The organism is Streptomyces sp. NPDC005402 (assembly GCF_040606575.1).
Lineage (GTDB): Bacteria > Actinomycetota > Actinomycetes > Streptomycetales > Streptomycetaceae > Streptomyces.
In genome coordinates, this window is the sequence record NZ_JBEXFB010000001.1 from 542,257 (window position 1) to 567,423 (window position 25,167).

Here is a 25,167-nt window from a genome sequence, read left to right on the forward strand (position 1 = left end):
GCGCTGTCCCGGGCAGAGGGCCGCCTGCGCCCGGCGCTGGCAACCGGTCAGCTTCCGCAGGCGCACCCTGCGGCCGCCTTCGCCTCGCCCGGGCTCTGCGCGGGATCGAGGGCCTGCTCCTCGGGAGTGCAGCAGGCGGTGGTGCCGCAGCAGGCGTCCGGGGAGGTGTCGGCCTTCTCCAGGGTGTCGGCGTCGGCCTTGACCACGTACACCTCCCACGGTTCCCGGCCCGGGCCGTGCACCCACACCTTGTCCTGCACGGCGTAACAGCAGGAGGTGTCGTTCTCCTCGAACGTGGCCAGGCCCGCCTCCTTCAGCCGGGTCGTGGCGGCGTCGACGTCCTCGGTGCCGGCGACCTCGACACCGAGGTGGTCCAGGCGGGTCTCCTCACCCGGCTCGCCCTCGATGAGGACCAGCTTCAGCGGGGGCTCGGCGACGGCGAAGTTGGCGTAGCCCTCACGGCGCTTGGCGGGCTCGGTACCGAAGAGCTTGGAGTAGAAGGCGATCGAGCCTTCCAGGTCGGCGACGCGCAGGGCCAACTGGACTCGGGACATGGCGGTCTCCCATCCGGGCGATGCCGTATCGACGGTTGTCGATACAGACGCTACAGCCGAGGTTGCCACCTGGATAGACGGACGTCAACATAGAAGTATGTCGAAACAAGGGGCGCTGCCGTGCGCGGGCGGTCAGGACGAGGCCCGCTGCTGACCGAGGGCCGCCCCGGTAACGACGGCGGGTGAGGACCGGGCAGCGCCGGCGCCCGGTCGGTACGCGGAAGCGGCCTACGCGCCCTCGGCCGCCGCGGTGCTCGGGGCCCGGCCGCCCGGGGCACCCGAGGTGCCGAAGCGGATGCCCTTGGCCTCCTTGCCGACGGCGCTCAGCACGATCACCAGGGCCAGGGCGGGCACCACGGTCCACGCCATCGCCGCCGGGTAGCCGTGCCGCTCGGCGAGGGCTTCCTGGATGGGGAGGTTGAGGGCGGCGATCAGGTTGCCGAGCTGGTAGGTGACACCCGGGTAGAAACCGCGGATCGCGTCCGGGCTCATCTCGGTCAGGTGCGCGGGAATGACGCCCCAGGCTCCCTGGACGCACATCTGCATGAGGAAGGAGGAGAGCATCAGCCAGCCCACGGTCGTGGACAGGACGAAGAACGGCACCACGACCAGACCCCCGGCCGCCGCGATCATGATCGTGCGCCGGCGCCCCAGTTTCTCGGAGAAGGCGCCCAGCAGCGCGCCGCCGATCATGGCGCCGATGTTGTAGACGACGGCGATGGCGATCGAGGTGTCCGGGGACAGACCCAGGCCCTTCTTGACGAAGGTCGGGTAGATGTCCTGGGTGCCGTGCGACATCCAGTTGAAGGCGGTCATCAGCGCCACGAGGTACACGAAGCGCTTCAGCACGGCCGGGTTCCTGAACACCTGGTACGCGGGGGTGCTGTTGAGCTTGACGCTCCTCTCCCACACCTCGCTCTCCTCCACCCGGGTCCGCACCCACAGGGCGACCAGGGCGGGCACCAGGCTGAAGGCGAACAACCCGCGCCAGCCGAAGGCGGGTTCGATGACGAAGAACGCCACGGCGGCGAGCAGGTAACCCAGCGAGTAGCCGCTCTGGAGCAGCCCCGACCAGAAGCCGCGCCGCTCGGCGGGGATCTTCTCCATGGCGAGGGCCGCGCCCAGTCCCCACTCGCCGCCCATGCCGATGCCGTACAGCAGGCGAAGTACCAGCAGGACGGCGTAGTTGGGCGCGAAGGCGCAGGCGAATCCGACGATCGAGTAGAAAACCACGTCGACCATGAGCGGGAGCCGACGGCCCCGCCGGTCGGCCCACATACCGAAGACGAAGGCACCGACCGGCCGCATCACCAGGGTGGCGGTGGTCAGGAACGCCATGTCGGTGAGGGAGACATGGAAGTCGTCGGCTATCTCGCTGTAGACGAGGACCACCAGGAAGTAGTCGAACGCGTCCATCGCCCAGCCCAGATAGGCGGCGACGAACGCGTTGCGCTGGTCCTTGGTGAGTCCCTTCGCCTGCTCTCGAACGGTCGTCAGCATGCCGGTCCTTCCCACGGTTCCGCAGGTGAGGCTAGGTCGGAGTGACGCGACAGACAACGCATGCACTGGCAAAGCAAGAGCCACAATTGCCCCAAGCCGAAGACCGGTTCATCGGCCGAAGGCCGTCTACCCGCGCCGGGCACGGCCGGGCACACTGAAGCGTCGGCCACTCGGCGCGGGGGTCGACTCACCCTTCGCACCCGCAACACCGCATCACCGCATCACCGCACGGAAGCACAGCACGCCCGGCGATCCGACGGGCGTCCTCCGAACCCGGCCCACCGCCCTCGGGAGGCTTCAGTGATCAGAGCACGCGGCCGTACCGACACCAGGCGTCCAGGACTGATCGCCGCGGTGGTGAGCCTGCTGATGGTGACCGCTCTCGCCGTGTCCGGCACCGGCGCGGCCGCGGCGCCCCGGGCCGGCTCCGCACCCTCCGCCGCCTCGTTGTCCGGTGCGGCCTCGGCCGTCGGACTGCTGGGGATCGCCGGGACGGCCTGGGCCGTCGACGAGCGCACCGGGACACTGCGGGTCTCCGCCGACTCCACGGTCGCGGACACGGACCTGGCCAGAATCCGACGGGCCACCGGGCGTTTCACGGATGCCGCGGCCGTCGAACGGCTCGACGGCCGGCTGCGCACCCTCGTGTCGGGCGGCGACGGCATCTACGCGTCCGCTTGGCGCTGCTCGGCCGGGGTCAACGTGCGCGCCGGCTCCACCTACTACTTCGTCACGGCCGGTCACTGCACCGACGCCCTGCCCACCTGGTACACCAGTTCCGCCATGACCACGACGATCGGCCCGACCACCGGCACCAGCTTCCCCGGCGACGACTTCGGTGTCGTCCGGTACGCCAACCCGGCCGTGCCGCACCCCGGCACCATCGGAACCGTCGATGTCACCGGGACCGCGACCGCCTACGTCGGCCAGAGCGTCTGCCGCCGGGGTGCGACCACCGGTGTCCACTGCGGCAGGGTCACCGCGCTCAACGGGACCGTCAACTACGCGGACGGAACCGTCGTCCGCGGGTTGATCCAGACCAACATCTGCGCCGAGCCGGGCGACAGCGGCGGCCCGCTCTACGCCGGCGACAAGGTCATCGGCACCCTCTCCGGCGGCTCCGGGAACTGCACCACGGGAGGAACCACCTACTACCAGCCGATCCAGGAAGTGCTGGACGCGTACGGGCTGACCGTCTACTGACGACTCAACGGGACTGAGCGCGCCGGGCCCCGGCCCCGTCCTGGTGGCCGGTTCTGTCCAGGTGGCCGGTTCCGTCCCGTCCGTCCAGGGAGCAGTCGTTCGCCGACGTCGCGACGTCCGCCCCGCCGGGCAGGGCCACGGTCCGGGAGGCGGGTGGCCGCCGGTCCGCGTCGAGCCAGCGTTCGAGGGCCGTGAACGCCGTGCGGAAGCAGGGTGCGAGAGGGCGCAGCCGGCCCGGGAACAGGTCGACCAGGGCGTCGGTGTGGGTGCCGCCCTCGATGCGGTAGTAGCGGTACAGCCCGCCTCGCCCGCTGTCGCGCACCATACGGGCGTACACGTCGGAGTCCTGACTGATCGGCAGCAGGACGTCCAGGGTGCCGTGCAGGGTGATCAGCGGCTTGCGGATCCGTCCGGTCAGGGCGATCCTCGCCACGGCCTGCCTGACCTCCTCCGGACGCGCGGTGTAGTCGTAGTCGGCGTCGCAGGCGGGCGTGCCCGTCGCGCAGTACGGCGTCCCGGCCTCCGTCGCCCCGTCGAAACCGGGGTCGAGCTCCTCGCGGTAAATGCGCTGGGTCAGGTCCCAGTAGACCTGGTGGTGATACGGCCACAGGAACTCCGACCCGGCCGGGAACCCGGCGGCGTGCAGGGCCTCCTGCGCCTGTCGGGCGCCCACGCCCCCGGCGGCGTACACCGGGTAGTGGCGCAGCGCCTCGGGAAGGAAGTCCAGCAGGGTGGGTCCGTCGGAGCGCCACAGGGTGCCCTCCCAGTCGACCCCGCCGTCGTAGAGCTCCGGATGCTTCTCCAGTTGCCGGCGCACCAGGTAGCCGCCGTTGGACATGCCGGTCACCAAAGTGCGCGACGGGGGACGGTGGTAGCGCCGGGCGACCGTGGCCCGGGCGGCCCGCGTCAGCTGGGTGAGCCGGTCGCTCCACTCGGCGACGGCGTCACCCGGCCTCTTCCCGTCCCGGTAGAAGGCGAGGCCGGTGTTGCCCTTGTCGGTGGCGGCGTAGGCATAGCCGCGGGAGAGCACCTGGTCGGCGATGGCCCGGTCGTTGGCGTACTGCTCACGGTTGCCGGGGGTACCGGCGACCACCAGGCCGCCGTTCCACCGGTCGGGCAGGCGGATGACGAACTGGGAGTCGTGCCTCCAGCCGTGGTTGGTGTTGGTGGTGGAGGTGTCGGGGAAGTAGCCGTCGATCTGGATCCCCGGGACTCCACTGGGGACGGTCAGGTCCTTCGCTGTCAGTCCGGCCCAGTCGGCCGGGTCGGTGTGTCCCGAGGCGACCGTGCCCGCCGTCGTCAACTCGGCCAGACAGGACGCTTGTTGACGCTCGGCGCCCGGTACGCGCAGTTGCGCGCGGTGTGCGCAGTGACCGCCGGGATGCTCCGCCGCGGCGGTGGCGGGCAGGGGAGTGAGCACGAAAGCGGCCACGGCGAGGGCCGCGGGAAGGCGGTGCTTCCGGGAGCCTGTCGGAGAGGTCAAGGGGCGACGCATCAGTGGGCCTCCGAGGACGCGTACAAGGATGCGCGGAGACTAAGGCGCCTCACCCGCCTCAAGACATGGGGCGGCAATCCACCGTCAGCCCGCCGGCGATGGTGCGGGACACCATCCCGGACCGAGAGGCAGGCCCTTCCCGCCCGAGCGCGAGCGCGACTATGGGCGGCCGTCACACAGCGCCCCCATCGGGCCTGGCTGTTCAGCCCATGCCAGGGCCCGCGGGTGCGCCCCCATGATGCACGGCACACCCGTCAACGGGCCCCGCCCGGACATCAGGAGGCAGTCGTCATGGGACAGTCGCACCCTCCGTACCGCCGCACGACAGACCGCCGCACGGCAGACCGCCGTGCGCAGGGCCGCCGCCTCATCACAGGGATCCGCCGCTGGGTCACCGCCGCCGCGGGGACCCTGGCGCTCACGGGCGGCCTGATCGCCGTGGGTCCACAGGCGTCCGCCGCGGGCCTGACCCAGGTCACCGGCTTCGGCACCAACCCCGGCAACCTGTCGATGTACACCTACGCGCCGGACACCCTCGCGTCCGGTGCCCCGCTCGTGGTCGCACTGCACGGCTGCACGCAGAACGCGAGCGACTACTACGCCCACTCCGGCTGGCCGAAGTTCGCCGACCGCTACGGCTTCGCGCTCGTCCTCCCCCAGACGAGCAGCGCCAACAACGCCAACTCCTGCTTCAACTGGTTCGAGCCGGGGGACAGTTCGCGCGGTCAGGGCGAGGCGCTGTCGATCAGGGAGATGGTCGACAAGGCCGTCTCGCAGTACGGCAGCGACACCCGGCGGGTCTTCATCACCGGCCTGTCCGCAGGCGGCGGCATGACCGCGAACCTGCTGGCCGCGTACCCGGATGTCTTCGCGGGCGGCGCCATCGACTCCGGCCTGCCCGCTCAGTGCGCGACCACCGTGTCCGCGGCGTACACCTGCATGTACAGCCCACCGGACCGGACTCCCGCCCAGTGGGGCGACCTGGTGCGCTCCGCCGCGCCCGCCGGCACCGTCTCCTGGCCGCGCGTCGCGATCTGGCAGGGCTCGGCCGACACCACGGTCCGGCCCGCCAACGCCACCGAGCTCCGCGACCAGTGGACCGGCGTGTGGGGCATCGGCCAGACACCCTCGCGCACGGAGAACCTGAGCGGGGACACCACGCTGACCGTCTACGACGACGCCTCCGGCCGGCCCGCGGTCGAGGTCTACTCCGTCTCCGGCATGGCGCACGGGCTCGCGGTCGACCCGGGCAGCGGCGCGGAGCAGTGCGGCGCCACCGGCACGTACTACCTCGACACCGTCTGCTCCAGCTACCACACCGCCCGCTTCTGGGGCCTCGACGGCGCCGGGCAGGGCACCGGCGCCCTGCCCGCGCCCACGGGACTGACGGTCACCGGGACCACCGACACCACTGTGGCCCTGAGGTGGAACGCGGTACCGGACGCGGCCTCGTACACCCTCTACCGAGACGGCACAAAGGTGGGCACCAGCACCTCGACCGCGTACACCGACACCGCCCTGGCCACCGGGACGACGTACCGCTACACGGTCGCGGCCGTCGACACAGAGGGTGCGGTGGGTGCGGTCTCCTCGGCGGTGCCGGCGACCACCACCGGGTTCGCGCCCACCTGCCACACGGGGAGCAACTACGAGCACACGGTCGCCGGACGTGCCCACCAGAGCGGCGGCCGCACCTACGCCAACGGCTCCGACGAGCCCATGGGGCTGTGGAACACGTACACCGGGCACACCCTCGAACAGACCGCGCCCGGCTATTACGTCGTCGCGGACTCCGGCTGCCCGGCCTGATCTCTCGGACTCCTGATACATCGGGTGTATAGGGCGGAATGCACCCCCTCGTACGCTCGAAAATCGCCTTCCCTTCCAGCAAGCATCGTCGAAGTCATTGACTCCTCCGATGTATTGGGGTTGCCTCCCGACCGGATCGTGACGGCCCCAGCTCCGGCGGTCCGACGCGGTCGACCCCACTCCCGCAACGGAAAGGACGCACCATGAACAGGAGATCCGCCTTACGGACAGCGGCCGGCCTGCTGTCCGGCGGCCCCGCGCTCGCTCTCCCCCGGTCGGCGGGCGCGGCGGTGGCCGCCGACCCGACCGACGGCTGGAGGCAGACGTCGTTCACCTACGGCTGGCAGAAGCCCTGGAACCTCGACCTGGACGAGCGGCACGCCTACAGCGGCGGAGTCCACCGGATGTGGGTGTACGCCACCGACGAGCCTTTCGAGGAGGGCAGCTCCACCGATCCGCGCACCGAGATGCGCTGGAAGGTCGACTACACCACGGGCGACCACATGTGGGACGCCGACGTCTATCTCCCCGCCGGCTCGGACGGCGCCTCCTTCGTCCAGATCCTGCGGAGCGTCCACCCCTCCGGGACTCCGGCCACCGACATCATGCTCAACGTCTACGACACGGGCGGGGGCACCGTGCGCCGCTACGACGGCACGGCCCTGAGGACCGGGGCCTACGACACCTGGTTCAACGTGAAGATCGCTCACCAGGCGAGCGCCGGAACGGGCACGGTCAAGGTCTACTTCGACGACTCCCTCGTCCTGACGGTCGCCGACCGGGGCCCGGCCACCCGCTACTTCAAGAACGGTGTCTACGACCACGGTTCGGGGCGTGTCGAGGCCCGTTTCCGCAACATCCGCTACTGGACGCGGTGAGCCCGAGGGGGCGGCACAGACCTGACCGCCGCGGAACAGCCCAGGTGTGCGCACAGCGGACCCGTCCTTGCTAACCGGATAGCTGTCCGGTACGTTCCAGTGCACCGGACAGTTGTCCACTTAGCTCACGCCGCGCCGCCCGCCCGGCGGCAGCAGCGGCAGGTCCGCCCCCGCTCACCCGCGTCCACAGAAGGTTCCCCGCCATGAATCTGCTCATCCTCGGCGCGACCGGCCCCACCGGTCGCCACATCGTCGACCTGGCCCTTCAGTCCGGCGACACGGTCACGGTGCTGGCGCGCAGGCCGGAGGCGCTGGAGGACCTGGCCGACCGGGTCACCGTGGTCGCCGGAGACGCCACCTCGCACCACGACGTCGCGAAGGCCATGATCGGGCAGGACGTCGTCATCTCGGCGCTGGGCAGGAGCACCTCCGTCCGCGCCGACGACCTGTTCACCCGCGCCGCAGCCGCCGTGATCGGCGCCGCCAAGGAAACGGGGGTTGCCCGCCTGGTGTGGCTGTCCTCGTTCGGCGTGGGTGACACCTACAAGGCGGCGAGCGTCATGCAGAAGGTCGCGTACAGCACGTTCCTGCGGAACATCTACGCGAACAAGGCGCTCTCCGAGGAGGCGATCCGCTCCAGCGGCCTGGACTGGACGCTGGTCTACCCGACCATGCTGACCAAGGGCCCCGCAAGGGGCAGTTACCTCGTCGGCGAGCGTCTCCCGATGAAGGGCAACCCGACGATCAGCCGCGCGGACGTCGCCGACTTCCTGTACAAGGCGGCCCACAGCACCGAGTGGACACACCGCGACGCCGTCATCACCGACTGACGATTGCCCCGCCCGCACCCGACGTCCCGCCCCGCGGCGATCTTCCGAACGGACCGACCATGAGCCCCGTCTCCCCCATCTCGCACGACTTCCTGCTCGGCGGCGACCTGCCGGTCAACCGCCTCGGCTTCGGCGCCATGCGCCTGTCCGCCAACGGCTTCACCGGCCCGGCCCGCGACCCCGAAACCGGTCGCGCGGTCCTGCGCCGCGCCGTCGAGCTCGGCGTCAACCACATCGACACCGCCTCCTTCTACCGCAGCGCCGACGGCACCGTCAGCGCCAACGCCCTGATCCGGGAGGCCCTTCACCCCTACCCGGCCGAGCTGGTCCTCGCCACCAAGGTCGGCCCCGCACGCGCCCCCGACGGCGGACTTCAGTTGACCACCGATCCCTCCGCCCTGCGCCCGATGATCGAGGCGAACCTCGAAACCCTGGGCGTCGACCGTCTCGACCTCGTCTATCTGCGCGTCGGCAGGATGGAGCCGCCGCACGGCGAGTCCCTCGCCGAACGCTTCGAGACGCTCGCCGCGATGCGCGAGGAGGGCCTGATCCGCCACCTCGGCCTCAGCAACGTCGACAGCGGTCACCTCGCCGAGGCCCGTGCGATCGCGCCCGTCGCAGCCGTTCAGAACAACTTCCACGCCGGCAAGCGCGACGACGCCGAGCTCCTCGCGGCCTGCGAGGAGGCGGGCATCGCCTTCGTACCGTTCTTCCCGCTCGGCGGCGGCACGAGCGACCTCGCCGCCGACCGCCTGGTCAAGGTCGCCGAACGGCACAGCGCCACGGTCCCCCAGATCGCCCTGGCCTGGCTGCTCGCCTCCTCCCCCGTCACCCTCGCCATCCCGGGCACGGGGTCCCCCACCCACCTGGCGGAGAACATGGCCGCCGGGTCGATCGTCCTCACACCGGAGGACCTCGCCGACCTCGCATGAGCGCTCCGCGCCTCCGGGGCGGCTGCCCCTGGCCGGCCTGATGGCCCACACGGCCGGGGTGGTGCCGGTCCGATCAGCGGACGCGCGGCGGACGCCGGTCCGTTCAGACCGACCGTGACGTCGGCGCGTCCGGGGCCGGTCTTCAGGAACCGGCGAGGAACGTGAGGCGCACCTTGCGTCGAGGGTTGTCCCTGTTCGTGTCCACCAAACACCGTTAGGGCAACCCCTGGTTCAGCATGAGGGCCCACGGTTGACAGGCGTGGCGAGAGGAGCTTCCGCTGGGGCGGCCGACTCGCTCTCGCTCATGATCGGGCAACCTGGCGAACGTTCCCCCGCTCCGTCCGGCCTGGGGGAACAAAATCGACTGACCCGTACCGGCCCGACATCCAGCAACAAATAGGCGCGAATGACCCTAAACTGGGAAAAGCACTCCATGGATGATCGAGGGCAGCGTGTCGGCCAACGGTATGGCATCGAGCTCGTACCCGCTCGGCGCCGCGGGTGTCGGCGAAGAGCCCGAGCGCGACGACGCATTGGTCAGGGCCGTGGTCCATGCCGTGGAGGTCACCGGAGCACACGCCGGAAGCGTGTTCCTGCTCTCCGGCGACCAGCGCTCGCTCGTCGTGGCCGCTTCCTGCGGGACACCGCCCTCCCTGCTCAGCGGGTGGCGTCGGATCCCGGTCAACAGCCGTATGCCGGTGGCGGAGGCGTGCCGCTCCGGGCGCATGGTCCACCTGGCCGGCGCGGACGAGACGATGCGGCGCTTCCCCCAGCTCTCGATCGCCCTGCCCTACCCGTTCGGCTCTGCATCGGTCCCCGTCCGGGCGGGTGAGCGGACTTTCGGCGCCATCGCCGTGGTGTGGACACCCAAGCCGGACGGGACAGGACTGTCGAGGGCGCAGCGCGGGCAGTTGCACTCCGCCGCCGACCGGCTGGGCACCGCCCTCGCCGGACTGCGGGCCCGCGGCACCCTCGGCGAGTACGACGAGCGGACGGCTCCGATACTGGTCCCGCTGCCGTCCGCTCCGGCCATCCGGGTGGGCCTGTTCGACTGGAACCTCGACACCGGAGCCCTCACCGCCGACGACGAACTGTGCGCGATCTTCGGGATTCCGCCCCGCGCGTTCGACGGTCTGGCGGCCACGCTGGCGGCCTGCATCGAGCCGGCGGATCTGCCCGGCTTTCGGTCCGCCGCCCGTGCCGCGGTCGAGGAGGGGCACCTACTTGCGCACCACCTACGTATCCTGGACGGCCGTGGTGGGCACCGCGTCGTCGAGCTGTGGGGCCGGGTGCCGGAGAGCCCCGACGACTCGGAGGTCTCTTGCCACCTGGTCGGCGCCGTGCTCGACTCCGGGAGCGGCATGGCCGCCGTGGCGGCGATCGAGCGACTCGCGGACGGTTTCTTCGCGCTCTCTCCCGACGGACGCCTCGCCTACGCCAACCACAGCCTGGAGGATCTGCTGCGGGTCCGCCAGGACGAACTGCTCGGCCGGCGCCCCTGGGACGTGCTGCCTTGGCTGGCCGATCCCGTGTACGAGGATCGCTACCGAGCCGCCGCAGTCTCCCAGCAACCGGTCTCCTTCCTGGTCCGCCGCCCACCGGACGAGTGGCTGGTCTTCTCCCTCCACCCGGGCGCTCAGGGCATGACGGGATGGGCCTCACGAGTGCGGCAGCCCCTACCGGCCGGCACCGGACCCGGTACACCGGTCACCGAGGAGGGGCCGCCCATCTCCCTGGCGCCTCCGCCCGGGGCCCCCCGCGTGGGTTCCCTCTACCGGGTGCTCACGCTGGGCAGCGCCCTCACCGAGGCGGCCACCGCGGACGAGGTGTTCGATGCCGTCGCCGAACAGTTGCTGCCGGCTTTCGGCGGCCAGAAACTGGCGATCGCCGTGGTGGAGGAACAGCGTCTGCACCTGCTCGCTCAGCGCGGCTACTCGAAACGCTTTCTCGCCCGGTTCGAAGGCACCCCGCTGCACGCCCGGCTGCCCGTGACGGACGCGCTGACCTCCGGGGTCCCGCTCTTCGTCGAGTCCCGGGAACAGCTCCGCGAGAGCTATCCCGGGCTCATGGTGGGGCACACCAACTCCTGGGCGTTCCTGCCGCTGATCGCCTCGAACCACCCGGTCGGCGCCTGCATGCTCGGCTTCGACGACATCCACCGCTTCCCCGACGAGGAGCGCGGAGTCCTCACCGCACTGGGCGGCCTGATCGGCCAGGCCCTGGAACGCGCCAGACTCTACGACGCCGAATTCGCACTCGCCCGCGGCCTGCAGGACGCGCTGCTGCCGCACCGGCTGCCCACTCTGCCGGGGCTGCACGTCACCGGGCGCTATCTTCCGGGCACCAGGGGTATGGACATCGGCGGCGACTGGTACGACGTCATCCCCACCGGCGACGAAGTCGCACTGATCGTCGGGGACGTCGAGGGGCACAACGTTCCCGCGGCGGCCGCCATGGGCCAGCTGCGCAGCGCCATGCGGGCCTTCGTCGCCGCCGGCCACCGACCGAGCGACGTCGTCGCCGGCACCAACCGGCTCCACATGGACCTCGACCCGGCGCTCCTCGCCAGCTGCTGCTACGCCCGAATCCGTCCCCGCTCGGGGATCGTGCGCATCGTCCGCGCGGGCCATCTCCCGCCCCTGCTGCGCCTGCCCGACGGGCACGCCAAGATCCTGGATGTGCCCGGCGGCCCACTGCTCGGCATCGACGCGTCGGCACGCTTTCCGGAGTCGGAGCTGCGTCTCGCTCCCGGGTCGGTCCTGGCCCTCTATACGGACGGGTTGATCGAGAGGCGCGACTCGGACATCGGCTCCGACGTCGAGCGACTCCGGGGGTCGCTGGCCCGCCTTGGCGGGGGTGGCCTGGACGATCTGGCCGACGGGCTGCTGCGGGATGCCTGCCACGCTTCCCCCGACAGGGCGGACGACATCGCGCTCCTGCTCACCGAGTACGCCCCGCCACGTTGACCGGTCCCTGCCGCCACTGTCACGTGCCCCAGATCTTCCGGTACGCCTCCCGGTATCCCGCCGGATCCCAGGTCGTGGCGCCGTGGCTGTTGTCGGCCGTGCTGATGTGGACGGGGGCCACATACCCGCTGGCCGGCCGAGCGGAGAAGGCGCGATTGAACTCGTCGACGATCTGCCAGCCCTGCAGGGACAGCGGCTCCGGCACGGTGGCCGCCTGGTACTGCTCGCTGTTGATGCGCTGGAAGGCGGAGGGGTCGCCGTCGCCGGCACCGATGTTGAAGGGCGGGCCGGAACCTTTCCTGCCGGCCGCGCGGAACGCCGGGGCGGCATCGGCGAAGTACAGGTCGTTGATGGCGACGGAGTGGGTCCATCTCTCCTGGAAGCGGGAGAGCAGTGAGGAGATCTCCCGGGGCGTGCGGCTGCCGGCGTCCGGGATCGGGATGTTCTCGTACGCCAGCAGCTTTACCCCAGCGCAGGTGGCCAGCTCCTTCCTGATCAGGTCGGACTTGTACTTGGCGAAGGGGACCGAGGCATCGGTGAAGACCACGGCCCCGGCTGTGCCGCCGGAGCTCGAGATGACCCACTGCGCACTGACTCTGGCCACGTCCTCGACTTTGGTGGTGACGTTGGTGAAGAGCTGGGGGCGCCGGCTGGGGCCGGGGGAAGCGACCGCGTGCCAGCCGATGAGCGGGATGCCTGCCGCGTTCGCACGCGCCACCTGCTGCGAGGTCGAGCCCGGGTCGAAGCCCCCGATGACGATGCCCGAGGGTCTGACGTCCACGGCCTCGCTCATCGCCGCCTGGATGCCGGCGGGGGTACCGCCACCGTCGATCACCCGGATATGCCAGCCGATGACGCGCGCGGCTCTCCGTACGCTGTCCGCGACGCCCGCGACTCCGGGATTGGTCATGGTCTGGGCGACGTAGACGATGGTCTTGCCGGGCACCGCGGTGGGACCGCTGGTCGGTCCGTTCCAGGGGATGTCGGTCCGCTCCGCCCGGCTGACGGCGGCCTCGGCCCTGGTCTGGGCCGCGGGGCAGCCGCTCGGTCCCGAGGTGGAGTGCGCCGGGCCGCTCGACGAACCGCGTTCACAGCCGGCCAGCACGAAGACCGCGGCCACCAGGGCGGTGCCGGCGGACCGCGCGTTACGGACGGTGGGGGTGTTGCGGTTGCGGTGCACGGAAGCTCCTTGCGGAGGATGCCGCCCGGGCACTCTGGCGGTGCCCGCGGCGTGGGTCATGGAGGGCTGCCCGGCGTGCCGTCGTCCTGTGTCACGGCGGGCGAATCGCGGGCGCCGACCGCGCCGGTGCGCAGTCGGCGGCGAGCGGAGTAGCCGGCCAGTCCGACGGCGAGGAGCAGGGTGCCGCCGTAGAACAACGGGACCGTCCAGAAATCGCCGCCCATCTGGGCGATGCCGGTGAGACCGACGGCGAGGACGGCGACGGCGACGAGGGTGCCCAGGGCGTTGGGGCGCCCGGGTTTGATGGCGGTGGAGCCGAGGAGGGCCCCGACGAACGCGGGCAGCAGGTAGTCGAGGCCGACGCTGGGATTGCCGATCTGCTGCTGGGCCGCGAGCAGCACTCCGTCGAAGCCGACGATCAGTCCCGACGCGGCGAAGGCGTAGACGGTGTACTTGCGGGTCGGGATGCCGACCAGGTCGGCGGCACGCGGGTTCGACCCGACGACGTACAGGTACCTGCCGAGCGGCAGCCGCTCCAGAACCACCCAGAGGGCGACCGCGAGCGCGAGCACGTAATAGGCGGGAACCGGCAGGCCGAGGAACGTCGAGTCGTAGATGTCGGTGAAGGCGGCCGGGAGGCCTTGCGGGCCGGGGACGATCCGGCCGCCGCCGGTGACCCATCCGGTCACCGCGTACATCATGCTGCCGGTTCCGAGCGTGGCGATGAACGAGTCGATCTGTCCGAATTCGACGACGACACCGTTGAGGACGCCCACGACACCCCCTCCGGCGATCACCGTGAGGCAGGCGAGCGGCCAGGGCCACCCGTCGCCCACGACGAGCTGCATCACCATGACGTGCGCCAGGCCGAGACCGTAACCGATGGAGAGGTCGAACGCGCCGGTGACGATGGGGACCATAGCGGCGAGTGCGAGGACGGCCGGGATCGACTGGTTGGACAGGATCGAGTCGACGGTGTCCCGGGTGGGAAAGGTACGCGGCAGGGTGAGGGAGAAGATCAGGAAGAGCAGGGCGGTGAGGGTCAGGAGGCCGTAGGCGCCGATGAGTTGCCCGCTCCGGCCGTGCAGTCGGGCGAGTCGCCTCGGTGAGCCCGAGCGACGCGGCCGTGGCGGGGGCCCCGCCGGAGAGGGGGAGCCGGTCACGGATTCGCCGAGGTTCCGGAGGAGGGCAGGGCCGAAGCCGCCCGCGTGAGCTCGGCGACCGTGAGGGCCGGGCCGGTCAACTCGGTCGTCACGGATCCGCGGACGAAGACCAAGGCGCGCCGGCACACGCCCGCGACCTCCTCGAAGTCGCTGGAGATGAGGAGGACCGCGAGGCCGGCGGCGAGCGCCTCGTCGAGCAGGCGGTGGATCGCGGCTTTGGCACCGATGTCCACGCTCGCCGTCGGTTCCTCGAGGATCAGCAGGCGCAGGGCCGGCTTCAGCCACCGGCCGATCATGACCTTCTGCTGGTTCCCCCCGGACAGGGTGGCGATGGCAGCCTCGCTGTCGTGCGGACGCACCGAGAACCGTTCGATCAGGGTGCCGGCCTCGGCGCGTTCGCGGCGAGGGCTGATCCAGTGCAGCGCCGACATGCCTCCCGCCCGGGGGTTGGCCAGGAGGTTCTCCCGTACGGTCAGCTCGGCGAGGCAACCCTCCCGCTGTCTGTCACCGGGGACGAGGGCGACACCCCGTGCGACGGCGTCCGCGACCGTACGGGGACGGTACGGGCGACCGCCGAGAAGGGCCCGTCCGCCGAGGAGGGGCCGGGCGCCCGCGAGGGCTCGGGCGAGGCCCATGTGTCCGGCGCCCGTGAGGCCGACCAGGCCGAGGGCTTCCCCCCGCCGGAGCTCCAGACTGACCGGTCCCGCGTCGGGGGTGCGCACCCCGTCCAGGGTCAGGATGGCCGGACCGCCGGCCGGGGTGGTGGCGGGGCGGTGAGCGGTCGGCGCCTCGCCGGTGATGGCGCGCACCAGACGGGCAGGAGTGTGGCTCGTCGGCGAGCCGTGGCTGACCAGGCGTCCGTCGCGCAGCACGGCGAAGGTGTCGGCGACCTCGTACACCTCGTCCAGGCGATGGCTGACGTAGAGGATGCCGTGCCCCCGGTCGCGCAGGGTGTGCAGCACCCGGAACAGCCGGGCGCAGTCCGCGGCGGGCAGGCGGGCGGTCGGCTCGTCGAGGACGATGAGTCTCGCCCGTGCCGCCAGGGCTCGTGCGACGGCGACGAGCGAACGCTCGGCCGGGGCGAGGCGCGAGATCGGCGTGTCGGGGTCGAGATGTCCGGCGACGACCCGCAGGGCCTCGATGCAGTGTTCTCGGGTGAGCCGCCAGGAGATCAGTCCCGCGCGGCGCGGATACCCGGTGCTCAGAGCGATGTTCTCGGCTACCGTCATCCACTCCACCAGCCCGAGATCCTGATGGATGAAGGACATGTGCCGGGAGGCGGCGTGACTCCCGAGCGGGTGCCCGGCCACGGTGACCTGCCCCGAGTCGGCGCGGTGGACGCCGGCGAGCACCTTGATGAGCGTGGACTTCCCGGCTCCGTTGGGACCAAGGAGGGCGAGGACGCTGCCGGCGTGGACATCGAGGTCGATCCCGGCGAGCGCGAGGGTTCCCCCGAAGCGCTTGGCAAGTCCGCGGACACGGACCAGAGGTTCCGCTCCGAAGGGCGGGACCGCGTACGCAGAGGTGTCGTGGGCCTCGTGCACGGACCTCTCCGGGGTTGGGCCTGGTGGGCTCTTCCTGATGTGCATCAGTGACATTAGCCGTACATATGGCACATCTTCCGGCATCCTGCCACTGTCTGTGACCCCGACGGAGCAGTGCATCGCCGGGGTCGGCGCCTCAGGCCGCCTCGATCCCGCATTCGGCCCAGATGACCTTGCCCTGCTGGGTGTAGCGCGTGCCCCAGCTCTGCGTCAGCTGCGCGACGAGGAACAGGCCGCGGCCGCCCTCGTCGGTGCCGGCCGCTCGGCGCAGGTGCGGGGCGGTGTTGCTGGTGTCGGAGACCTCGCAGATCAGGGTGCGGTCGTGGAGCAGCCGTACCCGGATGGGCCCTGCGCCGTGGCGGATGGCGTTCGTGACCAGCTCGCTGAGCACGAGTTCGAGGGCGAACGCGGCCTCGTCGAGTCCCCAGTCGGCCAGTTGCCGGGTAGCGGACGCGCGGACCTCGCTGACCAGGGCCGGATCCGCGGGCAGGTCCCAGGTGGCTATCCGCTGGGGGTCCAGGGCGTGGGTGCGGGCGACGAGCAGGGCGATGTCGTCGCAGGGATGGGCGGGGGCTACGGAGTCGAGTATCGCCTCGCAGGTCTCGTCGGGCGTGCCGTCCGCTCGGGCCAGGGTGGCGCGCAGCTGATCGAGGACCACGTCGACGTCGCGGTGACGGTCCTCGATGAGCCCGTCGGTGTAGAGGACCAGCTGGCTGTTCTCAGGGAGGTCGAGCTCGGCGGCTTCGAACGGCAGACCGCCGAGGCCGAGCGGGGGTCCGGCGGGCAGGTCGGGGAACCACACGGTGCCGTCGGGGCGGACCAGAGCGGGCGGGGGATGGGCGGCCCGGGCCATGGTGCACTGCTGTGTGGTCGGGTCGTAGATGGCGTAGAGACAGGTCGCGCCGATGATGCCCGCGTCCACGGCGCCGGGGTCCTCCCGGTCCAGGCGTCCCACGAGTTTGTCGAGGTGGGTGAGGACCTCGTCCGGGGGGAAGTCGAGTTCGGCGAAACTGCGGGCGGCCGTGCGCAGCCGCCCCATGGTGGCGGCAGAGAGCATGCCGTGGCCGACGACGTCGCCGACGAAGAGCCCGATACGGCTGCCGGACAGGGGTATGACGTCGTACCAGTCCCCTCCCACGTCGGATTCGGCGGGCAGGTAACGATGGGCGACCTCAACGGCGTCCTGGTCGGGCACACCGTGCGGGAGCAGGCTGCGCTGCAGGGCCAGGACCATGGCGCGTTCGCGCGTGTAGCGCCGGGCGTTGTCGATGGACAGTGCGGCACGGACGGCCAGTTCCTGGGCCAGCGTCCGGTCGTCGTCCCCGAACGGCGGCGAGTCCTGCGCGCGGTAGAAGCAGGCCACGCCCAGGACTGCGCCGCGGGCGACCAGGGGCACCGCGATGAGGGAGTGGACGTGGCGCAGCAGCTGTGCGGAGTGCTCAGGATCCTGCCCGAACCAGCCCGCCGCATCCTTCAGGTCAGGTTCCAGCACTGCCTGGCCGCTCGTCAGACACCGCGACTGCGGCATCGTCGGACCGTAGTCGATCTGCTTGCCGGCCGGATGGAAGGGACAGTCGTCGTGGATGCCGTGGAGCACCGTACGGCGTAGGTCATTGCGGGGATCGGCGGACTCCTCGCCACGAAGCACGGCCTCCGGCAGGTCGATGGTGACGAAGTCGGCCAGTTGCGGCACCGCCGACTCGGCGAGCTCCCGGGCGGTACTGCGCACATCCAGGGTGGTGCCTATGCGGACCCCGGCCTCGGACAACATTTCCAGGCGGCGGCGCGCGGCCAGGGCGTAGGTCCCCACGTGCGGCTCCCCCACCATCATGAGCCCCCTGGCCGGGGGCGGGGAGTCGGAGTGCTCGCCCGTCGCGCCGTCGCCGGCCGTGACGCGCTCGACGCCCACGGCGGCAGGGCCGTGCTCCGTGCCGGGAAGATACTCCGACGGCGGGGTGACGTGGAGCCGCCCGGGCGCCAGGTCGGGAACGGACCCGGAGAAGTTGAGGGAGGTGGCGACGGCAAGCTCGGCAGGGAGGCCCAGCCGCTCGTGGACCTGATGCGGGAAGGCGTGGGGCTCGCGCGGCGAGGGACCGGGGACAACGGCCTCGATGGCGAAGCCCTCCACTCCGGAGGCACTCGTCATCGGCCGGCTCACGAGCGTGACCCGACGGCCGTCGGACAGGGGCACGTCGACATAGGCCCGCTGCGCGCACGCGATCAGCTCGGCGGCCTTCTCCATGAGGATTGCCCGGTCGCGGGGGCTCATCTCCGCGGCCAGTTCCCGCGCCCCGACGCGGTGTCGAAGACCTGCGGCGGCCTCGGCTCCGCTGTCCAGGTAGGCCTGCAGCAGAGCGCGCTCACGCGAGGAACTCTGCCCCAGCAGCCGCCGCTCGATGGTCTCGGCCGCCTTGCGTATCACGGTGTCCAGCGACGGGTCCTCGGCGCTGCGCGGATAGCCGAAGCACAGGACGCCTTCGATGCGGCCGCTGAGCGGGTCGCGCACGGGAAGCGCGCGGCAGGCACTGCCCTGGGAGCGCTCGGCGAAGTGCTCGGCACCGTAGACACGGATGGGTTGGCGCTCGGCCAGGGCGAGACCGATGCCGTTGGTACCTGCGACCTTCTCGGCGAACACGAACCCGGGGACACTCTGGATGGCCGGGAGAACTCTGGCCTGCGACGCTTCTCCGAAACGGCGCAGGAGAACCGTCCCGCTCGCATCGGCGACGGAGATGTTCATCGCGCTGCCGGCGAACGTGGCCTGCAGCCGGTCGAGCACCGGAGCGGCCGCGCGGACGATCCGCCCGTCAGGATCGAAGTCCTCCCGGAAGGGAAGGTCGGACTGGTCCGGCGACAGCCCCAGGGTCCGGCAGCGCCGCCAGGAATCCAGGATCGACGTGCGCACACCCGTCTCGACCGGCTCGCCCTGCAGGAACCGCTCACGGAAACTGGCGGGCCCCGTGCCGCCTGGCGCACGCCCCGTCGGTATCGGATCTTCGCCGGCCCGGACCACGCTCCGCCTCACTCGCGCCTTCGACAGTCAACCCTTCTGAAATGTCTGATATGGACGAGGATACGGGTATTGGGGGCGCGCGTCACCGTCCACAAGGCCCCTCACACATGGTGACCGGACCGGATCGGTGTCACAGGACCGCGACCGGGCTGACGGGCGAGCCCGTCCCGCCCGGGACGTTCAGCGGCGCCACGACGAGCATGAAGTCGTAGCGCCCCGCCGTCGCGGTCGCGGCGGACAGCGCTTCCAGGTCGAGGTTGTCCAGCAGTGGCACCCCCATCGCGGCCACAGCCAGGGCATGGACCGGCGAGTGCACGCCGTCCACCGGTGAAGGCCGTACGTCACTGTCGCCCTCTCCACCGAGCAGCGCGATGCCACGCTCGGCCAGCAGCGGCAGGGCGTCCACATGAAAGCCCGCGCTGGCCGTGTCGGGGTCCCAGGCGCCGAGTTCCTCGCGGCGCCGGACGTGTCCGGAGCGCAGCAGTACCGCGTCGCCATCGCCGATCGTCACATCGAGCGCCTTCTCCGCAACGATGATGTCCTTGGCGTGCACGGCTCGCCCCGGCTCCAACCAGTGGATCCCGAGGACGACGGGCAGGTCGAGGAGCACTCCCCTCGTGACGAGGGACCCGAGCGTCGACACCGCGCCGAAGCGGGCGCCTGCGGCATCGACGACCTCGTGTGCCGTGCGGCCGTCGTAGAGCTGCCCCCGATAGGCGATATGGCACAGCGCGTCGAGATGGGTGATGCCCTTGCCGTGGTAGTCGGCGGCGATGAAGTCCTTGTGGGTGGAGGGTTCCGGCGCCTCCACGTCACCGAGGTCGGTCATGTGGTGCAGGGCAGGCTTGCGGTTGCCGGGGCCCGGCCGGGTGTTCCACGGCAGCGCCAGCGGGATGACCGTCCCGGTCCGCACGCGCGCTGCGGCCCGCCGCACATGGTCCGCGGTGACCCGGTTCCAGGCACCGCGGTCGGCCGGGGACCAGCGACCCCACGTTCGAACCGCCTCGAAGAGTGCGTCGAACTCCCGACGGGAGACAGCGGGCCCATTACCGACGCCGGTCGGCGCGGGATTCGCGGCATCGGCGGAACTCGGACTCATCTGTACTCACCGCTCCCAGGCTGGAACGGCTCCGACGGCAGGACGTCACCGGACGCGACACGGATCGGGCTTACGGGGTCTGCGCCCGGCTGACGCCGTGACACGGAGAAGCGCCGTCCTCGTGATCGGAAAACCAGCTTCACACATTCACGGGTGCTCTTGGAGGAGTGTGCCCGCAGGGGGGTGCGCCCAGAGACCGAGGTTGCAGTCAGGAGCCCGCAAGAAACGAGAAACGCACCTTCCGTTCCGCATTATCCCTGTTCGTGTCCACCAGGCACACCGACTGCCAAGTACCCAGCTCCAGCTGCCCGTTCACCACCGGCAGGGTGGCGTGCGGAGGCACGATCGCCGGGAGGACGTGGTCGCGGCCGTGGCCGGGGCTGCCGTGGCGATGCTGCCAGCGGTCGTCGGCGGGGAGCAGGGTGTGGAGGGCGGCCAGGAGGTCGTCGTCACTGCCGGCGCCGGTCTCGATGATCGCGACGCCCGCTGTCGCGTGCGGGACGAAGACGTTGAGGAGACCGTCTCGGCCTGCCGCGGCCTCCCTCAGGAAGGCCGCGCAGTCGCCGGTGAGGTCGACGATCCGCTCCGACGAACCGGAGGAGACGTTCAGGACTCGGGTGGTGAAAGCGTCTGACATGCCCCCATCCTCACCCCTCGCGCCGGATTCACTCGTCTCCCCTTCGCCATGCACGGCTCATCGCGCGATACGACGGTCCAGTCCGCGAGAGAAGGCCGGGCCGGGTCCGGGCGACGTGAAGGTCAAGTATCTATAGCCGGCCGACGCCCTCGCCGCGTCCACCTCCGGCAAGGTCGACGCGTGGGCGGTGTGGGACCCGTACACCTCGCAGATCCTCCAGGCGAAGCAGGGTCGCGTGCTGACCACCGGGGACGGCAACACCAACGGCCTGACCTTCCAGGTGGCTGCGCCGAGCGCGCTGAAGAAGGTGGACTTCGGGAACTTCGTGGACACGCGATGCAACGGCGATCCGCCGGCGTCGACCTCCGCGCCCCGCCCCTCCGAGGGTTGACACGGGAAGATCGACGGCCTCGCCACAGTTAGTAGAAATGTGAACAACACGCGCGAGGTCGAGGTAGTCGTCGCAGGCGCTGGTCAGGCGGGTCTGTCCAGCGCCTACCACCTGCGCCGCTCCGGTTTCGAGCCGGAGCGCGACTTCGTGGTCCTGGACCACTCCCCCGCCCCCGGTGGCGCCTGGCAGTTCCGGTGGCCGTCGCTGACGTACGGCAAGGTCCACGGCATGCACGCGCTGCCGGGGATGGAGCTCACCGGCGCCGATCCGCAGCGGCCGTCCTCGCAGGTGATCGCCGAGTACTTCACGGCGTACGAGCAAACCTTCGACCTGCGCGTACGCCGCCCTGTCGAGGTCCGTGCGGTGCGGGAGGGCGGTGGCGGGAGGCTGCTCGTGGAGACCTCGGACGGGGACTGGTCGACGCGGGCGCTGATCAACGCGACGGGCACCTGGGACCGGCCGTTCTGGCCGCGCTATCCCGGCCAGGAGACCTTCCGGGGGCGGCAGTTGCACACCGCGCGGTATCCCGGGCCCGAGGCGTTCGCCGGGCTGCGGGTGGTCGTGGTGGGCGGGGGCGCGTCCGGCACCCAGCACCTCATGGAGCTCGCTCCCTACGCGGCCGCCACCACCTGGGTGACCAGGAGCGAACCCGTGTTCCGGGAGGGCCCCTTCACCGAGGACGTCGGCCGGGAGGCCGTGGCGCTCGTCGAGGAACGGGTACGGCAGGGGCTGCCGCCGAAGAGTGTGGTGTCGGTGACCGGACTGCCCCTGAACGACGCGGTCCGCCAGGCGATCGCGGACGGGGTCCTCGACCGGCAGCCCATGTTCGACCGGATCACGCCCGAGGGCGTGGCATGGAACGACGGGCGGCATGTGGACGCCGACGTGATCCTGTGGGCGACCGGCTTCCGGGCCGCCATCGACCATCTGGCCCCGCTGAGGCTGCGCGAGCCGGGTGGCGGGATCCGGGTCGAGGGCACGCGCGCGGTCGCCGACGAGCGGATCCATCTCGTCGGTTACGGCCCGTCGGCGAGCACCATCGGCGCCAATCGCGCGGGCCGTGCGGCCGTACGGGACATCAGACGGCTCCTGGCCGCGCAGGCCGCCGCTGCCTGAGGCGCCGTCGACGTCATCCCGACTTGGCCGCGTCCTTCTGGTTCTTGTTGAACTCGGCCACGTTGCGCCGGTGTTCCTCGAAGCTGTTCGTGAAGCGGGTGTCCCCCGGCTTCACCGTCACGAAGTACAGCCAGTCGCCCGGCGTCGGGTTGATCGCCGCGCGCATCGCGTCTTCGCCCGGGTTGTCGATCGGGGTCGGCGGCAGACCCATGCGCTGATACGAGTTGTAGGGGCTGTCGATCCGGGTGTCGGCACCGGTCGTGCGCAGGGTGGAACGGTTCAGCCCGTAGTTGATGGTGGAGTCCATCTGCAACGGCATCCCGCGCTCCAGGCGGTTGAAGATGACCCGGGCCACCTTTCCCATGTCGGCCTCGGTCGCCGCCTCGGCCTGGATGATGCTCGCGATGGTGACGGCCTGGTAGACGTTCATCGCGTTGCGCTGTGCGCCGGCCGCGATGGGGGCGCCGTTGAACTTCTTGTTCGCGGTGTCGACCATGAAGGAGAGCAGCGCCTCGGGTGTCGTCTTCTTCCCGTTCCGCTCCAGTGGGTACGTCGCCGGGAACAGGTAGCCCTCCGGGTTGCCCTCCGCTTCGTTGGGCAGCTTGAGGTTCGCCTTGGCCAAAGACTTCTTGGTGGTGCCCGGAGGCCGGGCGAGGGCCTTGTCGACGGCGTCGTAGATCTGCCCGGCCCGCCGGCCCTCCGGGATCACCAGGGTGGTCGGCTCCTTCTGCCCCTCGCCCCGCAGGCTGAGCAGCGGCACCGCCACGGCGGTGCCGGCCACGACGGCCCCGGTCGCGATGAGGACGAGTCGGCCCCGGCGCGTCAGTCGAATCGTGCTCCGTGGCGGAGTGTTCCTGTGCATGCGGGCACGGTAACCCGCATATCGTCACAAACCAGGCATATCTTCGGCTTGTCGGTTTTGGTTCAGCTGGTCGGTTCCAGTTGTGCGTCCCCGGGTGCGGGCTCCAGCCGGGCGTCCCGGCGTACGAGCTCCGCGTACCGTCCGTCCTGCTCCAGCAGTTCCTCGTGCGTGCCGCGCTCGGCCACCCGGCCCGAGTCGAGGACCACGATCTGGTCGGCGTTCCGGATGGTGGACAGGCGGTGCGCGATGGTGAGGGTGGTGCGGTTGGCCGAGAGCGCGTCGATGGCCTCCTGCACGGCGTGCTCGGTCCCGGTGTCCAGCGCGCTGGTCGCCTCGTCCAGGATGAGGACGGGCGGGTCTCGCAGAATGGTCCGCGCGATGGCCAGGCGCTGCTTCTCCCCACCGGAGAACCGGTGGCCGCGCTCGCCCACGACCGTCTCGTACCCGTCCGGCAGCGAGGCGATGTGGTCGTGGATCTGGGCCGCCCGCGCCGCCTGCTCGATCTCCTCGTCGGTCGCGTCCGGCTTGGCGAAGCGCAGGTTGTCGGCGACCGAGGCGTGGAAGAGGTACGTCTCCTGCGAGACGACCCCGATGCCGCGCGCGAGGGTGTCGAAGTCGAGGTCGCGGACGTCGACCCCGTCGAGGGTGACCCGGCCGCCCGTCACGTCGTAGAGCCGCGGGACCAGATAGCCGAGCGTGGACTTGCCGGCGCCGGTCGGGCCGACGACCGCGAGACTGCTGCCCGCCGGGACGTCGATGTCGATGCCGTCGAGGATGGGGCCCCGCTTGTCCTCGTCGCCGTCGTGGTCGCTGTCGTAGCGGAACTCCACCTTCTCCAGGCGGACCTCACCCTTGACGCGGTCGAGGTGGACCGGGTTCTCCCGCTCGGTGATGTCGACCGGCAGGTCGAGGTACTCGAAGATGCGCTGGAAGAGCGCGAGCGAGGTCTGGATCTGGACGCCGGTCGACAGCAGGCTCACGGCCGGGCGGAACAGGCCCTGCTGGAGCGAGACGAAGGCGACGATGGTGCCGATGGAGATGTCGGGGCCGCCGGCCTGGAGGGCGATGCCCGCGGTCCAGTAGATGACGGCGGGCATCGCGGACATGACGATCCCGATGACGGCCATGCGCCAGCGGCCGGCCATGTTCGACCGCACTTCGAGGTCGACCAGGCCCTCGGACTCGTCGGCGAAGGACCGGGTGAGCGAGTCGGAGCGGCCCATGGTGCGGCCGAGCAGGATGCCACTGACGGAGAGCGACTCGGTGACGGTCGCGGCCATCGCGGCCATCTGCTTCTGGCGCTGGGTGACGATCTTCTTGCGTTCCCTGCCGACCCGGCGGCTGATCCACACGAACACCGGGAGCAGGAGCAGCGAGACGACGGTGAGGCGCCAGTCGAGGGCCACCATCGCGATGATCGTGGCGATCACGCTGGTCAGGTTGGAGACCAGGGAGGTGGCGGTCGAGGTGACGGTGGCCTGCATACCGCCGATGTCGTTGGCGATGCGGGACTGCACCTCGCCGGTGCGGGTGCGGGTGAAGAAGGCGAGCGACATGCGCTGGAGGCGGCCGTATACCGCGGTGCGCAGGTCGTGCATGACGCGCTGGCCGACCGTCGTGGAGATGAGGGTCTGCAGGACGCCGAAGATGCCGGTGAGGACGGCGCTGAGGATCATGCCCAGCGCGAGCAGGCTGAGCAGTCCGGTGCGGCCCTCGGGGATGGCCACGTCCAGCGTTTCCTTCAGCAGGAACGGAGTGGCCACGGTGACGAGGGAGGAGGCGCCGACCAGCAGGCCGACCACGGCGAGCTTGGCGCGGTACGGCTTGAAGAGCCGGAGGATGCGGCGCACCTGACGGGGCTGGTCGGTCGAGGTGCCGGGGGTGGGGGTCCAGTCGATGTGATCGCGGGGCATGGTCTCCTACGGAAGGTGAGGTGAAGCGGACTGAGGGAGCCTAGCTCATTGTTACCTATGCTCACAATGAATGAGGTCCTGA

The 25,167-nt window shown here is 70.8% G+C and carries 18 protein-coding genes and 1 pseudogene; 8 read left to right on the forward strand and 11 right to left on the reverse strand.

The features are described 5' to 3' along the window. Positions 1-47 precede the first annotated feature (47 nt). Both ABZT02_RS02450 and ABZT02_RS02455 read right to left on the reverse strand, forming a co-directional pair. Positions 48-554, reverse strand: coding sequence for an ArsI/CadI family heavy metal resistance metalloenzyme (locus tag ABZT02_RS02450; RefSeq protein WP_356013381.1), 507 nt, complete (start codon positions 552-554; stop codon positions 48-50). Positions 555-782: 228 nt separating this feature from the next. Further along, complete coding sequence (locus ABZT02_RS02455; protein ID WP_356013383.1) at positions 783-2,054, reverse strand: MFS transporter; 1,272 nt, start codon at positions 2,052-2,054, stop codon at positions 783-785. Positions 2,055-2,354: 300 nt separating this feature from the next. Here ABZT02_RS02455 and ABZT02_RS02460 point away from each other — a divergent pair, with 300 nt between their 5' ends. Continuing rightward, positions 2,355-3,257 carry a S1 family peptidase gene (locus tag ABZT02_RS02460; RefSeq protein ID WP_356013387.1) on the forward strand — a complete coding sequence of 301 codons (903 nt, stop codon included), beginning with the start codon at positions 2,355-2,357 and terminating at the stop codon, positions 3,255-3,257. Between the two features lie 4 nt (positions 3,258-3,261). Here ABZT02_RS02460 and ABZT02_RS02465 read toward each other — a convergent pair whose 3' ends face one another. Continuing rightward, complete coding sequence (locus ABZT02_RS02465) at positions 3,262-4,689, reverse strand: tannase/feruloyl esterase family alpha/beta hydrolase (protein WP_356013693.1); 1,428 nt, start codon at positions 4,687-4,689, stop codon at positions 3,262-3,264. 354 nt (positions 4,690-5,043) lie between these two features. Between ABZT02_RS02465 and ABZT02_RS02470 the strand changes: the two genes are divergently transcribed. From ABZT02_RS02470 to ABZT02_RS02490, 5 genes are all read left to right on the forward strand, one after another. Beyond that, positions 5,044-6,561: a PHB depolymerase family esterase gene (locus tag ABZT02_RS02470; protein WP_356013389.1), complete on the forward strand. Its 1,518-nt coding sequence runs from the start codon at positions 5,044-5,046 to the stop codon at positions 6,559-6,561. A gap of 203 nt (positions 6,562-6,764) precedes the next feature. Then, complete coding sequence (locus tag ABZT02_RS02475; RefSeq protein ID WP_356013391.1) at positions 6,765-7,439, forward strand: polysaccharide lyase family 7 protein; 675 nt, start codon at positions 6,765-6,767, stop codon at positions 7,437-7,439. Positions 7,440-7,642: 203 nt separating this feature from the next. Then, positions 7,643-8,269, forward strand: coding sequence for an NAD(P)-binding oxidoreductase (locus ABZT02_RS02480; RefSeq protein ID WP_356013393.1), 627 nt, complete (start codon positions 7,643-7,645; stop codon positions 8,267-8,269). Positions 8,270-8,328: 59 nt separating this feature from the next. After that, positions 8,329-9,201 (forward strand): aldo/keto reductase, encoded by an 873-nt coding sequence (locus tag ABZT02_RS02485; protein ID WP_356013395.1) that lies wholly within the window; start codon positions 8,329-8,331, stop codon positions 9,199-9,201. 467 nt (positions 9,202-9,668) lie between these two features. After that, positions 9,669-12,167 (forward strand): SpoIIE family protein phosphatase, encoded by a 2,499-nt coding sequence (locus ABZT02_RS02490; RefSeq protein WP_356013397.1) that lies wholly within the window; start codon positions 9,669-9,671, stop codon positions 12,165-12,167. Between the two features lie 19 nt (positions 12,168-12,186). Here ABZT02_RS02490 and ABZT02_RS02495 read toward each other — a convergent pair whose 3' ends face one another. The 6 genes from ABZT02_RS02495 to ABZT02_RS02520 all read right to left on the reverse strand — a co-directional run bounded on the left by ABZT02_RS02495 (position 12,187) and on the right by ABZT02_RS02520 (position 20,803). Further along, the gene (locus ABZT02_RS02495) at positions 12,187-13,347 is read right to left on the reverse strand and encodes a substrate-binding domain-containing protein (RefSeq protein WP_356013399.1); all 1,161 of its coding nucleotides are present in this window, start codon (positions 13,345-13,347) and stop codon (positions 12,187-12,189) included. A 56-nt stretch (positions 13,348-13,403) separates the two neighbouring features. Next, a complete protein-coding gene (locus ABZT02_RS02500; protein ID WP_356013401.1) occupies positions 13,404-14,510 on the reverse strand; it encodes an ABC transporter permease in 1,107 nt (368 codons plus the stop codon). Further along, the gene (locus ABZT02_RS02505; protein ID WP_356013404.1) at positions 14,507-16,054 is read right to left on the reverse strand and encodes a sugar ABC transporter ATP-binding protein; all 1,548 of its coding nucleotides are present in this window, start codon (positions 16,052-16,054) and stop codon (positions 14,507-14,509) included. Before ABZT02_RS02505 ends, ABZT02_RS02500 begins: the two co-directional genes overlap by 4 nt. Before the next feature lie 136 nt (positions 16,055-16,190). Further along, a complete protein-coding gene (locus ABZT02_RS02510; RefSeq protein ID WP_356013406.1) occupies positions 16,191-19,067 on the reverse strand; it encodes a SpoIIE family protein phosphatase in 2,877 nt (958 codons plus the stop codon). 130 nt (positions 19,068-19,197) lie between these two features. Further along, positions 19,198-20,166, reverse strand: coding sequence for a cyclase family protein (locus tag ABZT02_RS02515; protein WP_356013408.1), 969 nt, complete (start codon positions 20,164-20,166; stop codon positions 19,198-19,200). 208 nt (positions 20,167-20,374) lie between these two features. Beyond that, complete coding sequence (locus ABZT02_RS02520) at positions 20,375-20,803, reverse strand: YjbQ family protein (protein ID WP_356013410.1); 429 nt, start codon at positions 20,801-20,803, stop codon at positions 20,375-20,377. 112 nt (positions 20,804-20,915) lie between these two features. On the opposite strand from ABZT02_RS02520, the pseudogene ABZT02_RS02525 reads away from it, so the two are divergent. Further along, positions 20,916-21,194, forward strand: a pseudogene (locus ABZT02_RS02525) (hypothetical protein); the annotation flags it as partial. Positions 21,195-21,233: 39 nt separating this feature from the next. Next, positions 21,234-22,310: an NAD(P)-binding domain-containing protein gene (locus ABZT02_RS02530; protein WP_356013412.1), complete on the forward strand. Its 1,077-nt coding sequence runs from the start codon at positions 21,234-21,236 to the stop codon at positions 22,308-22,310. Positions 22,311-22,323: 13 nt separating this feature from the next. On the opposite strand, the gene mltG is transcribed toward ABZT02_RS02530, so the two are convergent. Both mltG and ABZT02_RS02540 read right to left on the reverse strand, forming a co-directional pair. Next, positions 22,324-23,172 (reverse strand): endolytic transglycosylase MltG, encoded by an 849-nt coding sequence (mltG, locus tag ABZT02_RS02535; RefSeq protein ID WP_356013414.1) that lies wholly within the window; start codon positions 23,170-23,172, stop codon positions 22,324-22,326. Between the two features lie 62 nt (positions 23,173-23,234). Beyond that, on the reverse strand, positions 23,235-25,085 hold the full coding sequence (locus ABZT02_RS02540) for an ABC transporter ATP-binding protein (protein ID WP_356013416.1): 1,851 nt from the start codon (positions 25,083-25,085) through the stop codon (positions 23,235-23,237). Between the last annotated feature and the right edge of the window lie 82 nt (positions 25,086-25,167).